The sequence below is a fragment of the Streptomyces sp. NBC_00207 genome, assembly GCF_045160965.1.
Taxonomy (GTDB): domain Bacteria; phylum Actinomycetota; class Actinomycetes; order Streptomycetales; family Streptomycetaceae; genus Streptomyces.
Genome location: NZ_CP130715.1, coordinates 3,951,864 through 3,965,631 on the forward strand (window position 1 = coordinate 3,951,864; position 13,768 = coordinate 3,965,631).

General features: G+C 71.7%; 11 protein-coding genes. 3 read left to right on the forward strand and 8 right to left on the reverse strand.

Features of this window, described 5'->3' with window-relative positions; all coding sequences use genetic code 11:
- Positions 1 to 134 precede the first annotated feature (134 nt).
- Entirely contained in the window at positions 135 to 797 is a 663-nt protein-coding gene (locus OG472_RS18825; RefSeq protein WP_401602393.1) for an HAD family hydrolase, read from the reverse strand.
- A complete protein-coding gene (locus OG472_RS18830; RefSeq protein WP_401602395.1) occupies positions 794 to 1,294 on the reverse strand; it encodes a DUF6912 family protein in 501 nt (166 codons plus the stop codon). The genes OG472_RS18825 and OG472_RS18830 overlap by 4 nt, the downstream gene beginning before the upstream one ends.
- Positions 1,295 to 1,597: 303 nt before the next feature.
- Here OG472_RS18830 and OG472_RS18835 point away from each other — a divergent pair, with 303 nt between their 5' ends.
- Positions 1,598 to 2,044, forward strand: coding sequence for an Rv3235 family protein (locus tag OG472_RS18835; RefSeq protein ID WP_383577558.1), 447 nt, complete (start codon positions 1,598 to 1,600; stop codon positions 2,042 to 2,044).
- 248 nt (positions 2,045 to 2,292) lie between these two features.
- Here OG472_RS18835 and secA read toward each other — a convergent pair whose 3' ends face one another.
- Positions 2,293 to 5,094 carry a preprotein translocase subunit SecA gene (gene secA, locus OG472_RS18840; protein ID WP_405830377.1) on the reverse strand — a complete coding sequence of 934 codons (2,802 nt, stop codon included), beginning with the start codon at positions 5,092 to 5,094 and terminating at the stop codon, positions 2,293 to 2,295.
- A gap of 241 nt (positions 5,095 to 5,335) precedes the next feature.
- On the opposite strand from secA, the gene OG472_RS18845 reads away from it, so the two are divergent.
- A complete protein-coding gene (locus OG472_RS18845; RefSeq protein WP_401602399.1) occupies positions 5,336 to 5,917 on the forward strand; it encodes a GNAT family N-acetyltransferase in 582 nt (193 codons plus the stop codon).
- A gap of 9 nt (positions 5,918 to 5,926) precedes the next feature.
- On the forward strand, positions 5,927 to 7,087 hold the full coding sequence (locus OG472_RS18850) for a winged helix-turn-helix domain-containing protein (RefSeq protein ID WP_401602401.1): 1,161 nt from the start codon (positions 5,927 to 5,929) through the stop codon (positions 7,085 to 7,087).
- Positions 7,088 to 7,144: 57 nt separating this feature from the next.
- On the opposite strand, the gene OG472_RS18855 is transcribed toward OG472_RS18850, so the two are convergent.
- The 5 genes from OG472_RS18855 to mtrB form a co-directional block, all read right to left on the reverse strand.
- Positions 7,145 to 7,897, reverse strand: coding sequence for a response regulator (locus tag OG472_RS18855; RefSeq protein WP_383577554.1), 753 nt, complete (start codon positions 7,895 to 7,897; stop codon positions 7,145 to 7,147).
- A 194-nt stretch (positions 7,898 to 8,091) separates the two neighbouring features.
- Positions 8,092 to 8,787 carry a ribosome hibernation-promoting factor, HPF/YfiA family gene (gene hpf, locus OG472_RS18860; RefSeq protein WP_401602521.1) on the reverse strand — a complete coding sequence of 232 codons (696 nt, stop codon included), beginning with the start codon at positions 8,785 to 8,787 and terminating at the stop codon, positions 8,092 to 8,094.
- Positions 8,788 to 9,080: 293 nt separating this feature from the next.
- Complete coding sequence (locus OG472_RS18865; RefSeq protein ID WP_405830380.1) at positions 9,081 to 9,872, reverse strand: ComF family protein; 792 nt, start codon at positions 9,870 to 9,872, stop codon at positions 9,081 to 9,083.
- A gap of 87 nt (positions 9,873 to 9,959) precedes the next feature.
- The gene (locus OG472_RS18870) at positions 9,960 to 11,822 is read right to left on the reverse strand and encodes an LpqB family beta-propeller domain-containing protein (protein ID WP_401602406.1); all 1,863 of its coding nucleotides are present in this window, start codon (positions 11,820 to 11,822) and stop codon (positions 9,960 to 9,962) included.
- Positions 11,812 to 13,767 (reverse strand): MtrAB system histidine kinase MtrB, encoded by a 1,956-nt coding sequence (mtrB, locus tag OG472_RS18875; RefSeq protein WP_405941774.1) that lies wholly within the window; start codon positions 13,765 to 13,767, stop codon positions 11,812 to 11,814. Before mtrB ends, OG472_RS18870 begins: the two co-directional genes overlap by 11 nt.
- Position 13,768: the final 1 nt, after the last annotated feature.

Genomic DNA, 13,768 nt, shown 5'->3' on the forward strand with positions numbered 1-13,768 from the left:
TGATCACGGGTACAAGGCTATCCCGACCTACCCCCAGGTCGTCATTCGCTGCATCTGTATAAATCTTGGGGTGAAACTTTGACAGTCTGGCCAGCGACGTGACCCCACTGTCCGTGCAGCGGGGTGTCCAGTCACTATTCGGCCAGCTCGCGAGCTGTCCTTACGGCGTCGGCCAGGGTGTCCACGACCGGCACCCCGGCTGATTCCAGACTGCTGCGGCTGTGCGAACCGCCCGTGTAGAGCACCGCCAGGGCACCGACGTGGGCGGCGGCCAGGGCATCGTCCACGGCGTCTCCGATGAGGACCGTACGGCCTGCCGTCACGCCCGTCCCGTCCAGGGCGGCCAAGTGGCGTACGAGGTGTCCCGCCTTGGAGGTGTGGGAGGGGCCGATCCGCCCGTCGACGCGCAGGAAGTGGTGGTCGATGCCGTGGGTCCGGACCAGCGGTACGAGCTTCTCGTGGGGCGCGAGGGACAGCAGGGACTGGGTGAGCCCGTCCCGCTGCCACTCCTGGAGCAGCTCCCGGGCGCCCTCGGCGAGCCCGGCGTCCTCGGCGGCCGCCCAGTAGTGCCGGTGGAAGGCCTCGTCCATGACCACCCACTCCTCGTCGGTGGGCAGCCGTCCCATGAGGCGCTCGTAGAACTTCGGCACCGGTACGACGTACAGGTCGCGGTAGGTCTCCAGGGTGATCGGCGCGAAGCCGAGCTCGGCGAAGGAGGCGTTGGTCGCGGCTATGACGGCGTCGATGTCGTGGAGCAGGGTGCCGTTCCAGTCCCAGACGATGTGCTTTTCGGTCACTTGAGCAACCCCGGAATCTCCTGCACGCCGAACCACAGCAGCTCGTGGTCCTCGGCTCCGTCGACGATGAACTGTGCGTCCGCGTCCCCGCCGTCGGCGGCGGCGAGGGCCTGCGCGGCGGCGGCCACGTCCTCGTCGGCGTCATCGGCGTCCACGTGCACGGCGGCGGCCACGGTGAGGCGTACGGCGGCGGCCAGGCTCACCTGGCCGAGAGTGGCCTCGTCGACCCCCGGGGTGGCGGTGGCGGCCTTGTCGTCGACGTCGAGGGCGACGACGACGCGGCGGCGCGGCGCGGCCGCGTCCGCGGCGAGAAGCCGCAGGGAGGCGGCCGCGGCCCGGTTCAGGGCCGCGTACTCCAGCTCCTCGATGTCGTCCGACACGTACCACTCGCGGAGCCCGGGGGTGACGGCGTACGCCCGCAGCGGGGCGGGGCCCAGCTCACCCGCCTTGTGCACCTCGGCGAGCCCGGGGAGGGTCAGGGGGACGTACACACGCATGGCCGGCTGCTTTCAGTAGTCGGAAAACTCCCCCAGGATACGACTCGGAGGGTCCGGCAGGGTGACGGAGTCCGTACCCCTTCGAGGTGCCGGACCAGGACCCGCGGCCGTCCACCCCGCTCCCCGGACGCGCACGCTCCGGGCCCGTGGAGGGGGCGGAGCGCACTCGGATAGGTGAACCGGGCCGGCGTCCCGGCCGGCCGTCCCGCGTGGTTGCGGAGCGTGTTCGGCGACCGTAGAAGATCCCCATCAAGTTACCGCCCGGTACCCATCCGGGCCCGGCCTGTTCGGGGGCAGATCGCGATGGACACGACGACGCGCGGCACGATCGGCAACGACGGGAGCCGCCGCCGGCCGGGTGGCCAGACCCGGACCCGTCCCGCCGGACGGCGCGACCCGCGGCGCCCGGCAGGCCCCCCGCGCACCCTGCGGAGCGGCCCGCACCACTGGTTCGCCGAACACCTCCTCGCGGTGGTCAGCGGCCGCCGCCCGGTCCACTCGCTCCTCGGCCACACCGTCGGCCCCGCCTACCAGCAGCTGGTCACCCTGGCCCCCGCGGACCCCCTCCGCGACCGCCTCCGCCCGGTCATCCGCCAGTGCGGCCGCTTCACCCCCGGCCCCGGCGTCATCGAAGCCTTCGCCCGCATCGCCACGGGCGACCGCCTCACCGCCATGGCCTTCCGCCTCGAACAAGGCCCGGACCTCCGCTGGCGCTGCGCAGCGGTGGAACTCCAGGGCCCCCTCCCCTGAACCGCCCCAGCCCTGACAGACCCTCTCCACCCCAGCCAGGCCCCCTCCCGGCCCCGCCGGCCCCCTCCAGCCCCGCCCGCCCCATCCAGCCCCGCCGGCGTTTGAGGCGATCTTTCAGCCCCGCCGGCGTTTGAGGCGCGGGGTCCGGGGCGGAGCCCCGGCAACGGCGCCGCACGCGCCCCCACAATGCGGCCGGGGCCGGACACCCCTGGTGTCCGGCCCCGGCCGACGGTTCGACCCCGCAGGGGTCACTTCTTGCGGCGACGCCCGCCGGCGGCCTTCGCCGCCTTGCGCCGCTCCGCCCGCGTCATCCCGTCGCCGCCCGCGCCCTCGGACTCGAAGTCGCCCTCGACGACACCGCCCTCGCCGTCCACCGTCGGCGCCGAGAAGTGCAGCCGGTCCGGCCGCTGCGGAGCGTCCAGCCCCTTCGCCCGGATCTCCGGACGGCCGGTCCCGGCCGCCGCCGGCTCCTTCGTCAGCGACGGCGCCGCGTCCTGCACCGGAAGCTCCTCGACCTGCTGCTCGACCTGGACCTCCAGGTTGAACAGGTAGCCGACGGACTCCTCCTTGATGCCTTCCTGCATGGCGTTGAACATGTCGAAGCCCTCGCGCTGGTACTCGACCAGCGGGTCCTTCTGGGCCATCGCGCGCAGGCCGATGCCCTCCTGCAGGTAGTCCATCTCGTACAGGTGCTCACGCCACTTGCGGTCGAGCACCGACAGCACCACGCGCCGCTCCAGCTCGCGCATGATCTCGGAGCCGAGCGTCTTCTCGCGCGTCTCGTACTGCTCGTGGATGTCGTCCTTGACGGACTCCGCGATGAACTCGGCGGTGATGCCCGCGCGGTCGCCGGCGGCCTCCTCCAGCTCCTCGATGGTGACCTTCACCGGGTAGAGCTGCCGGAAGGCGTTCCACAGCCGCTCCAGGTCCCACTCCTCGGCGAAGCCCTCGACCGTCTCGGCCGCGATGTACGCGTCGATGGTGTCGTCCATCATGAAGCGCACCTGCTCCTGCAGGTCCTCGCCCTCCAGGACGCGGCGGCGCTCGCCGTAGATGACCTCGCGCTGGCTGTTGAGGACCTCGTCGTACTTCAGGACGTTCTTGCGCGTCTCGAAGTTCTGGGTCTCCACCTGCGACTGGGCCGACGCGATCGCGCGCGTCACCATCTTGTTCTCGATCGGCACGTCGTCCGGCACGTTCGCCATCGCCATGACGCGCTCGACCATCTGCGCCTTGAACAGGCGCATCAGGTCGTCGCCCAGCGACAGGTAGAAGCGGGACTCGCCCGGGTCGCCCTGTCGGCCGGAGCGGCCGCGGAGCTGGTTGTCGATGCGGCGCGACTCGTGGCGCTCGGTGCCCAGCACGTACAGGCCGCCGAGCTCCTTGACCTCTTCGAACTCGGCCTTCACGGCCGCCTCGGCCCTGGTGAGCGCCTCGGGCAGGGCGTGCGCCCACTCCTCGATGTGCTCCTCCGGGTCCAGGCCGCGCTGGCGCAGCTCGGCCTCGGCGAGGTCGTCCGGGTTGCCGCCGAGCTTGATGTCCGTACCGCGGCCGGCCATGTTCGTGGCGACGGTGACCGCGCCGCGGCGGCCGGCCTGGGCGACGATCGTCGCCTCACGGTCGTGCTGCTTGGCGTTGAGCACCTCGTGCGGGATGCCGCGCTTGGAGAGCTGCTGGGAGAGGTACTCGGACTTCTCGACCGACGTCGTACCGACGAGGATCGGCTGGCCCTTCTCGTGCTTCTCCGCGATGTCGTCGACGACGGCGGAGAACTTCGCGACCTCGGTCCGGTAGATCAGGTCCGGCTGGTCCTTGCGGACCATGTCGCGGTTGGTCGGGATCGGGACGACACCGAGCTTGTAGATCTGGTGGAACTCGGCGGCCTCGGTCATGGCCGTACCGGTCATGCCCGACAGCTTCGAGTAGAGGCGGAAGAAGTTCTGCAGGGTGATCGTGGCGAGGGTCTGGTTCTCGTCCTTGATGTCCACCCCTTCCTTCGCCTCGATCGCCTGGTGCATGCCCTCGTTGTAGCGGCGGCCGGCGAGGATACGGCCGGTGTGCTCGTCGACGATCATGACTTCGCCGTCGATGACGACGTAGTCCTTGTCGTTCTTGAAGAGCTCCTTGGCCTTGATCGCGTTGTTGAGGTAACCGACGAGCGGGGTGTTCACCGACTCGTACAGGTTCTCGATGCCGAGCCAGTCCTCGACCTTGGCGACACCGCTCTCGTGGATGGCGACGGTGCGCTTCTTCTCGTCGACCTCGTAGTCGCCGGTCTCCTCGATGCCCTTCAGCGGCTGGCCTGCCTCGCCCTTGGTCAGGCGGGTCACCAGCTTCGCGAAGTCGCCGTACCACTTCGTGGCCTGGTCGGCCGGGCCGGAGATGATCAGCGGGGTACGGGCCTCGTCGACGAGGATCGAGTCGACCTCGTCGACCACGGCGAAGTTGTGGCCGCGCTGGACGAGCTCGTCCTGGGACCACGCCATGTTGTCGCGCAGGTAGTCGAAGCCGAACTCGTTGTTCGTGCCGTAGGTGATGTCGCAGTTGTACTGCTCGCGGCGCTGGGCGGGCGACATGTTCGCCAGGATGCAGCCGACCTCCAGGCCGAGGAACTTGTGCACCCGGCCCATCAGCTCGGAGTCGCGCTCGGCGAGGTAGTCGTTCACCGTGATCAGGTGGACGCCCTTGCCGGACAGCGCGTTCAGGTACGCGGGAAGCGTGCCGACGAGGGTCTTGCCCTCACCGGTCTTCATCTCGGCCACGTAGCCGAGGTGCAGCGCCGCGCCACCCATGATCTGGACGTCGTAGTGCCGCTGGCCGAGAACGCGCTTGGCCGCCTCGCGTACGGTCGCGAAGGCCTCGGGCAGCAGGTCGTCCAGGCTCTCGCCGTCCTGGAAGCGCTGCTTGTACTCGTCCGTGAGCGCACGCAACTCGGCGTCGGAGAGGTTGACGAAGTCCTCTTCGATGGAGTTGACCTGGTCCGCGATGCGGTGCAGTTTGCGCAGGATCTTGCCTTCGCCTGCACGCATGAGCTTGTTGAAGACGGACACCGAGGTTTGTCTCCTTGCCGGTCGGGCCTGGGCACTCTACGTACCACGGGCACGGCAGGTGGGCCCCACCGCAACGGCCATCGTAAGCGAGGACGTGGCCGCGTCGGGAGGTCCGCCGTTCCCGTGGGGGCACGGGTGCCCGGATTGAGAACGTACGGGGTACACGGAAGGTGCCGCATCCCCCAGGGGGATTCCCGAAAAGTGTTCGCTCCGGATGCTGCGCGGGCAGCAGAATCCGTTCATGGAGCCCATCACACTCACCACGGACCGGCTGGTATTGCGGCCTTTCGTCCCCGCCGACGAGGACGAGGTCTACGCGGCCGCGCAGGACCCGGCCATCCAGCGCTGGACCCTGGTCCCCTCCCCTTACGAGCGCGCGCACGCGCACGCCTTCGTGAACGAGCTCGTGCCGAACGGCTGGCGCGAGGACACGGGCTACTCCTTCGCCGTCCGCCTCGGGGCCGAGGGCCCGCTGGTCGCGGCCGTCGGCGTGCACGTCCACGGCGCCGAGTCGTACGAGATCGGCTACTGGGCGGTGAAGGAGCACCGCGGACAGGGCTACATGACCGAGGCCGTGACGGCCGTCGCCCGCTGGGCCTTCACCGCGCTCGGCGTCACACGGCTGGAATGGCGCGCCGAGCTGGGCAACGAGGGCTCGAAGGCCGTGGCCGAGAAGGCCGGCTTCCAGATCGAGGGGGTCCTGCGGGCCGGCATCGAGCAGCGGGGCACCTCCCGCGACTGCTGGGTCGGCGCCCTGCTCCCCTCCGACCTCGGCCTCCCCTCGCGGCTGCCGTACCTGCCCGCTGTCAGTGGGCCCGCCTAGGCTGCGGACATGACTTCGCTCTCCCTCTCCGCCGACGAGGCCCGCCGGATCGCCCTGCGCGCACAGGGCTTCCTCGGGGCACCCGACCGCCGCGGAGGAGTGCGCGGAGTCCTGCGCCACCTGGGCGCCGTCCAGCTGGACACCATCTCGGTGCTGGCCCGCTCGCACGAGCTGATCCCGTACGCACGCCTCGGCGCGGTCGGCCGCGACACCGTCGAGCGGGCGTACTGGTCCGACCGCCACGCCTTCGAGTACTGGTCGCACGCGGCCTGCATCCTCCCCATCGAGGAATGGCCGCATTTCGCCTTCCGCCGCCGGGCCAACCGGGCGCGCGGCCACCGCTGGCACATCCTTCAGGACAAGCAGCAGTCGACGCAGGCGGTCCTGGACCGGCTGAAGTCCGACGGCCCGCTGACCTCCACCGAACTGGGCGGCGCCAAGAACGGCGGCGAGTGGTTCGAGTGGTCCGAGACCAAGATCGCGGTGGAGTGGCTCCTCGACACCGGCGCGGTGGTCTGCAGCGAGCGCCGCGGCTGGAAGCGGGTCTACGACCTTCCCGAGCGCGCCGTTCCCGACCGTCTGCTCCACGACGACCTGGACGACCGCGAGTGCATGCGCCGCCTGGTCGCCCTGGCCGGCCGGTCCCTGGGCGTCGGCACCCGCGCCGACATCGCGGACTACCACCGCCTCAAGGGGGAACAGGTCGACGCGGTGATCGCCGACTCCGGGCTGGTCCCGGTCGAGGTCGAGGGCTGGTCCAAGCCCGCCTGGGCGGACCCCGCCGCGCTCGCCACGGCCCCCCGGGGCCGCCACCGCACGACACTGCTGTCGCCCTTCGACTCCCTGGTCTGGGACCGCCCCCGCACGGAGCGGATCTTCGGCTTCACCCACCGCCTCGAGGCGTACGTCCCCAAGCCGAAGCGGATACACGGGTACTTCGCGATGCCGCTGCTGGCGGGCGGCCGGCTCCAGGGCCGCGTGGACCCGGCCCGCGAGGGCCGCACGCTGGTCGCCCGGCAGCTCTCGCTGACCTCGCCGAAGGCCGCGGGCCCGATGGCACAGGCCCTGCGGGAAGCCGCGGAGTGGGTCGGCTGCGAGGACGTACGGATCGAGCGCGCGGGCTCGCCCGCGGAGGCGGCGGCCGTCACGGCGGAACTCGCCGCGCTCTAGGCCCCGGCCGGGCGACAGGGCCCGGCCGGGCGACGGGGCCCGGCCGGTCGATCCGGATCAGCGGATTTCGAGGATCTTCTCGCGCATCGCGTAGACCACGGCTTCCATCCTGGAGTGCAGCTGCAGCTTCTCCAGGATGTTGCGGACGTGGTTCTTCACGGTGTTCTCGGAGATGAACAACTCCTTCGCGATGTCGCGGTTGTTCATGCCGGTGGCCACCAGCTTGAGGACCTCCAGCTCCCGGTCCGTCAGCCTCGGCGCCGGCACCAGCCGGCGCTCGTCGGTCCGCTGGATCATCGACTTGAACTCGGTGAGCAGCTTCGACGCCATCGAAGGGCTGATCTGCGACTGGCCGTCGGCCACCGCCCGGATCGCCGTGGCCACCTCGTCCGTCGAGATCTCCTTCAGGAGGTACCCGGTGGCGCCCGCCTTGATCGCGTCGTAGAGGTCCGCCTCCTCGTCGCTGATCGTCAGCATGATGATCTTCGCGGAGGGGGCCACCTCCTTGATCGAGGTGCACGCCTCGATGCCGCCGCGGCGGGGCATCCGCACGTCCATCAGCACGATGTCCGGCAGCAGATCGGCCGCCTTGTCCACCGCCTCCGCACCGTCCCCGGCCTCGCCGACGACCTGGATGTCCTCCTCCTGCGCGAGGACGATCTCCAGACCCCGCCGGAAGAGTGCGTGGTCGTCGACCACGAGCACCCGGATCGGTTCCCCGGCCGGCGAGCCGGCGGGCTCCGCCGACGCGTCCGCGCCGCGGCAGCCCGCGCCGTCGTCCCCGCGCACCGGCCCGAAGCTGTCCGCCATCGTTCCTCCCCCTGCATGTGCTGAGCTGCTGGGCCAACCGGACACACACCGTGGCCGGTTGACTGCCCGCCATGATTCCATGCCCGCGCCACGGCGCGGGGGGCCGACGAGGACCCGCCTGGCGCAATACCCGTCATGCAGGTGCCCCCGCGGAGACGCCGGAGCGTCTCCGCGGGGGCAACGAATGGTTTTGTTCAGCCGCCGAGCGCGCCGCCCGCGCCGCCTCGCGGCTCCTCCGAGCTGGAGGCACCGTCGGGGTTCACGTGGATGACGCCGTAGTCGTATGCGTGACGTCGGTAGACCACGCTGGGCAGCTTCGTCTCGGAGTCGACGAACAGATAGAAGTCGTGGCCGACCAGCTCCATCTCGTACAGAGCCTGGTCGAGCGACATGGGTGCGGCCGAGTGGGTCTTCTCGCGGACGATCAGCGGGCCTTCGCCCTGCACTTCGATGGAACCGATCCGGGTGATCGGAACCTTGTCCGCCTTGTCCTCGGTGACCACCTGGCCACTGCCGTTGAGCGACGCGACGCCCGGCACGACGTCGGCGACCTCTGCCGCCGAGAGCCTGCCGTTGCCGCGGCGGGTGTATCGCTTGTCGTGCTGCTTGCGCAGCCGGGCCTCCAGCTTGTCCTGAGCGAGGTCGAGCGCCGCGTACGGGTCGGCGGCGGCGGCCTCGGCCCGGATCACCGGGCCCCGCGAACGCAGGGTGATCTCCACGCGGTCGGAACGGTCGGCCTGGCGCGGGTTGTGCTCCTTGGACACCTCGACGTCCAAGCTGATCACCTTGGCGTCGAGCTTCTGGATCCGCTCCGGATTCAGCTTCTCGGCCACGTGCTTGCGGAACCGCTCGGGCACCTCGGTCTTGCGGCCCTTGACGACGATGTCCACGCAGAACTCCGTTCCCGGATAGCTCCGCCCGACGGGGCGAAGCGTCTCCCTTTCGCACCAGACTCCGGTGAAGGCCGGAGCCTCGGACTTGGCGACTTTCACCTCCTCCTCCCCCATCGGCAAGATCGAAACCCCACCGACTTCGGAGTCGAGAGACAGCCTCCTGAGTTCCTTACAACCGAACATATCCCTGTATGACGGTTGTCGGCACCCGCTACCGGAATGTACTTCCAGTCAGGTGGCTGTTCCCTCTTACTACCTGCAACGATGGGCCTTCCCCGCCAGTTCCAAATCTATTCACGAGATTTTTGACCTGTACGCGTAGCCGGCCGGCGGGGCACCGCCCCGGGGAGCCTCCGGAAGGAGTCCGCGGGCGCGGCGACCACGGCTGCCCGCAGCACGTCCCCCGGGCCCGCGGCCAGCCCAGCGGCGCGCACCGCCCTGGCCGCCTCCGCCAGCGTCGCCCCGGTGGTGATCAGATCGTCCACGATGACGATCCGGGCCCCGTCCGTCAGCCGCGCACCGTCCCGGCACACCGTCAGCGCCCCCGCGAGGTTCTCCCGGCGCTGCCGGGCCCCGAGCCCCGCCTGGTCCGCGACGACCCTCCGCAGCCTCAGTACGGGCGCCACGCGCGCGGGAACACCGGCCCGCCGCAGCCGCCCCGCGGCGGCCAGGGCGATCCTGCGCGCCGGATCGTGCCCGCGCGCCCGGATCTGCCGCCGCGCCGACGGCACCGGCACCAGGGCCACTTCCGCCGAAGGCCGCCCCGTACGGACCGGGCCGCCCGCATCCCGCGGCCGGCCCGCCAGCACGGCCCCCGCCAGGGCCTCGCCCAGCACCCCGGCCAGCGGCAGCGCCCCGCGCTCCTTGTGGGCCAGCAGGAGGGCCCGTACGCCCCCCTCGTAGACGGCGGCGGCGTGCACCACCGGCAGCCCCTCGGGGCGCGGAGAAGGCCCCACAGGCCCCGCACCGGCCCCGCTCAGCGGCTCCCGGCAGCCCGCGCACACCAGCACCCGGACCGCTCCGCAGCCGGCGCAGTCGACCGGCAGGACCAGCCCGGCCAGCTCCTGCCACCAACCGCGCACCCCTCCACACTGACGGCGGCGGACCGGGCCCGCCACCCCTGTGGACGAAGCCCGCAACGGGCCCGCGACGGGACCCGCGGGCGCAGATCAGCCCGGGTACACCGGAGCCTGGCCGCCCGCCGCCACCGTGCGCCACTGCGCCCCCGGCGGCAGGTACACGATCCCGTCCTCCGAGAACGCGACCACCGGCTTCGGCTTCGCCTCGTCCTCCGACGCCGCCGCCGCGACCGCGGACAGCCCGGCCGCCCCGGGCAGGCTCGCCGCGACCATCGAGCCGTCCGCCAGCATGTAGCGGGCCTGCTGCACCCCGCCGCTCTCCCGGCCCACCACGAGCAGCCGCCCGTGCGGCGCCCAGCTCATCGTCGTCACCTCCGCCATCTGCGGGGCCGCCGGGCGCAGCTCGCGCACCGACACCGCCGAGGCGTCGCCCTTGGCATCGGGCCGCTCTATCCGCCCGACGTACAGGTTCTTGCGGCTGTTCTTCTCCACGAGCAGCGCGATCCGCACCCCGTCGGAAGAGGCCTTCAGGGAGACGATCCGCCCGCCGTCCAACCCGGCCACCTGCACCTTCTCCGGCGTCCCGGCTCCGCCCGGCACCCGCCACAGCCCCGGGTGCTGCGCATCGCCGTCCGCGACCCACAGGTCGCCGGCCGCGTCCCAGCTGGGCGCCGTCAGCGTGCTCCCCTTGCCGACCGGCAGCGGCTGCGGCATCGGTCCGCCGCCCACCAGGGGCACCACGTACAGCCCGTGGCCGTCCAGGGAGACCACGGCCGCGCGCCGCTCGTCGTACGTCACGGCCGCCGAGCCGACCTTGAAGGCGGGCTGCGTGGTCAGCGGCCCCGGCACCGGCTCGGCCTTCTGCTGTTCCTCGCTGGTCACGTCCAGCCTCATCCGGACCAGCCGCTTCTCGTTGTCGACGAAGTACTGGTAGTCGGGGATCCTCGGCCGGTTGGCGATCGCGGCCGCGTTCAGCTCGGTCACCGAGCACAGCGACGACGACTTGTCGTCGGAACGCAGGATCTCGACCTGGTCGAGCCGGGAGCCCGTCAGGTCCTTGACCGTGTAGAGGAGTTGGGTCGCCATCTTCTTGCACTGCGGCTGGGCGACGTTGTCGGCCTTGTCGTTGAGCGGCACCCGCAGCGTGTTCTGGCCGTCGTACGAAAGGGACTTGGTGCCCTCGCGCAGTTCCGTGCCGGTGGGGAAGCTGGACTCGACGACGGGGCCGAGCCATCTGGACGGCCCGGCGAGCAGCGACTGCACCGTCTGGGTGGTCGGGTCCATCCGCGAGTCCGGGTCGGTGCGCTGACGCACGTAGACGGGGTCGGCGACGAGCGTGCCGCCCGCGAAGTAGTACTTGTTGACCGGCATGTAGATCCGCTGGAAGTCCGACTCGCTGAGCACGAGGCCGTTGGGCGGCTGCGAGATCCGCCACTGCTTGTCCTCGTCCTGGACGAGCTGGAGGTACTCCTCGTACTTCTCGTCGTCGGTCTTCGGCTGGTACGCGCTGCGCTCGTCCACGGTCGCGAGCTTCTTGCCGGTCACCTTCCAGCGGGGACCGTCCGGGTCCTTCTCGCCGCGGATCGAGACCCGGTCGAGGCCGGACGAGAGCACGGTGACGGCGGAGCTGGGCTTCCAGCTCTTCGCCGCCTCCTCGGTGAGGTACTTGCGGGCGGTCTCCAGCTGCGGGTCGTCGCTGGTCATCGCCTCCAGGAAGCCGTCGACGATGTCGGCCGGGCTGGCCTTGTCGGCGGGCGGTACGCCGAAGACGCGGACCTGGGAGTCGACGCCCTGCGAGGCCTGCACCTGGCGGATCTCGCCGTGGTCGGGCATGGAGGCGCAGCCGGCCAGCAGCAGCCCGGCCGCACCGAAGGCGTACGCCCGCAGGGTGCGAAGCCGCCGGCCCCGTACCCGCACGCCCCCGGGCCGCGCGTTCTCGGGCTCAGCGTCCATCGGCTCGGTCCTCCTGTTGTGCCTGGTCGGCCGGGCGGGCCACCACCCGGGCCCCGTTGCCCGGCAGGGCCGTCGGGTCGGCGGGCACCGGCAGCGCGCCGGTGACCGGCGACCGCGGCGGTATCGGCGACCGGTCGCCGGGGTCCGGGGCCGGCCGGTCCGCGGACCGGCCCGCGGCCTCGGCGGCGGCCCTGGCCCGGTTGGCCCGTGAGTCCTCGGGTTCCAGCGGGATGGGCGAGCCCCGCAGCGGCTCGTCGGCCGTGCGGGGCAGGGTCAGACGGAACTGCGAGCCGCCGCCCGGCTCGCCCCAGGCCTGCAGCCAGCCGCCGTGCAGCCGGGCGTCCTCGACGGCGATGGACAGGCCGAGGCCGGTCCCGCCGGTCGTGCGCGCCCGCGCCGGGTCGGCCCGCCAGAAGCGGTTGAAGACGCGGGTGGCCTCGCCGGGCTTCAGCCCGACGCCGTAGTCCCGTACGGCGACGGCGACGGCCCCGCCCGCGGACGCCAGCCGGACCACCACATCGCGGCCCTCGCCGTGCTCCACGGCGTTGACGACGAGGTTGCGCAGCACGCGCTCGACGCGCCGCGAGTCGGCCTCGGCGATGACCGGCTGGGTGTCGCCGAGGACCCGGATCCGCGTGCCCTTGTGCTCGGCGAGCGGCTCGGCCCCGTCGATGACACGGCGCACGACGTCCCGCAGGTCGATCGGCTCGGCCTCCAGGGCCGCGGCCCCGGCGTCGAAGCGGCTGATCTCCAGCAGGTCGGACAGGAGCGACTCGAACCGGTCGAGCTGCCCGGCGAGCAGCTCGGCGGAGCGCGCGGTGATCGGGTCGAAGTCGACCCGGGCGTCGTGGATGACGTCGGCCGCCATCCGCACCGTCGTCAGCGGGGTCCGCAGCTCGTGCGAGACGTCCGAGACGAACCGGCGCTGCATCCGCGACAGCTCCTCCAGCTGCTGGATCTTCAGCTGGAGGTTCTGCGCCATCTTGTTGAAGGCCTCGCCCAGGCGCGCGATGTCGTCCTCGCCGGTGACCTTCATCCGCTCCTGGAGCCGCCCGGCGGAGAGCCGCTCGGCGATCCCGGCGGCCATCCGTACGGGCGTCACGACCTGGCGCACGACGAGCCAGGCGATGCCGCAGAGCAGGACGACGACGAACAGGCCCGCGGTCACGATGGTGACCTTGATCAGGTTGAGGGACTCCTCCTCCTGCGTGAGCGGGAAGAGGTAGTACAGGTCGTACGGGTCCCCGTTGATGTCCGTGAGCCGCTTGCCGACGACCAGCGCAGGCTCGGGGGCCTTGTCGCCGGCCCCCGCCGTGTAGCGGATCTCGGAGAAGGTCTTGAACGCGCCGGTCGCGTGGTTGACGGCCCGGCGCAGCTTCACGGGCACGCTGGCCGTCGGATCGACGTTGCCGGAGGCGCGGGCGCCCTTGACGCCCTGCGTCCCGGGCAGGGTCTGCTCCCCGGTGCCGGCGCCGAGCGCGACGACCTCGAAGGCGGTCTGGCCGCCACTGGCCAGCTGCTTGACCAGGGAGTTCATCCAGGTGCTGGCGTCCCGGCCGACCTTGTTGTCGGTGGCGTCGGGTCCGTCCACGGTCGCGGGGGCGTTGGCCTTCTCCTGCGCGACCGCGAACCCGCCCGCCGCCTGGCTCTGCGCCGCCTGCTCCTTGGCCTCGAGCAGCCCCCTGCTGACCTGGGCGATCACGACGACGCCCAGGGCGAGGACCACGGCGAGCGAGATCAGCAGGGTGGCGGCGACCACCCGGAGCTGGATGTTGCGGCGCCACAGCCGGACAGCCGGAACCAGCGGCCGGCGTACGAGGCGTACGAACAGCCGCAGCACGGGGCTGCCGGGCGTCCCTGCCCGGAACGGCCGTCCGGCCCAGAGGCTGCGCCAGCGGGAACCGCCGCGGCCACGGCCGGACGCGGCGGACGTGCCGGACTGCACC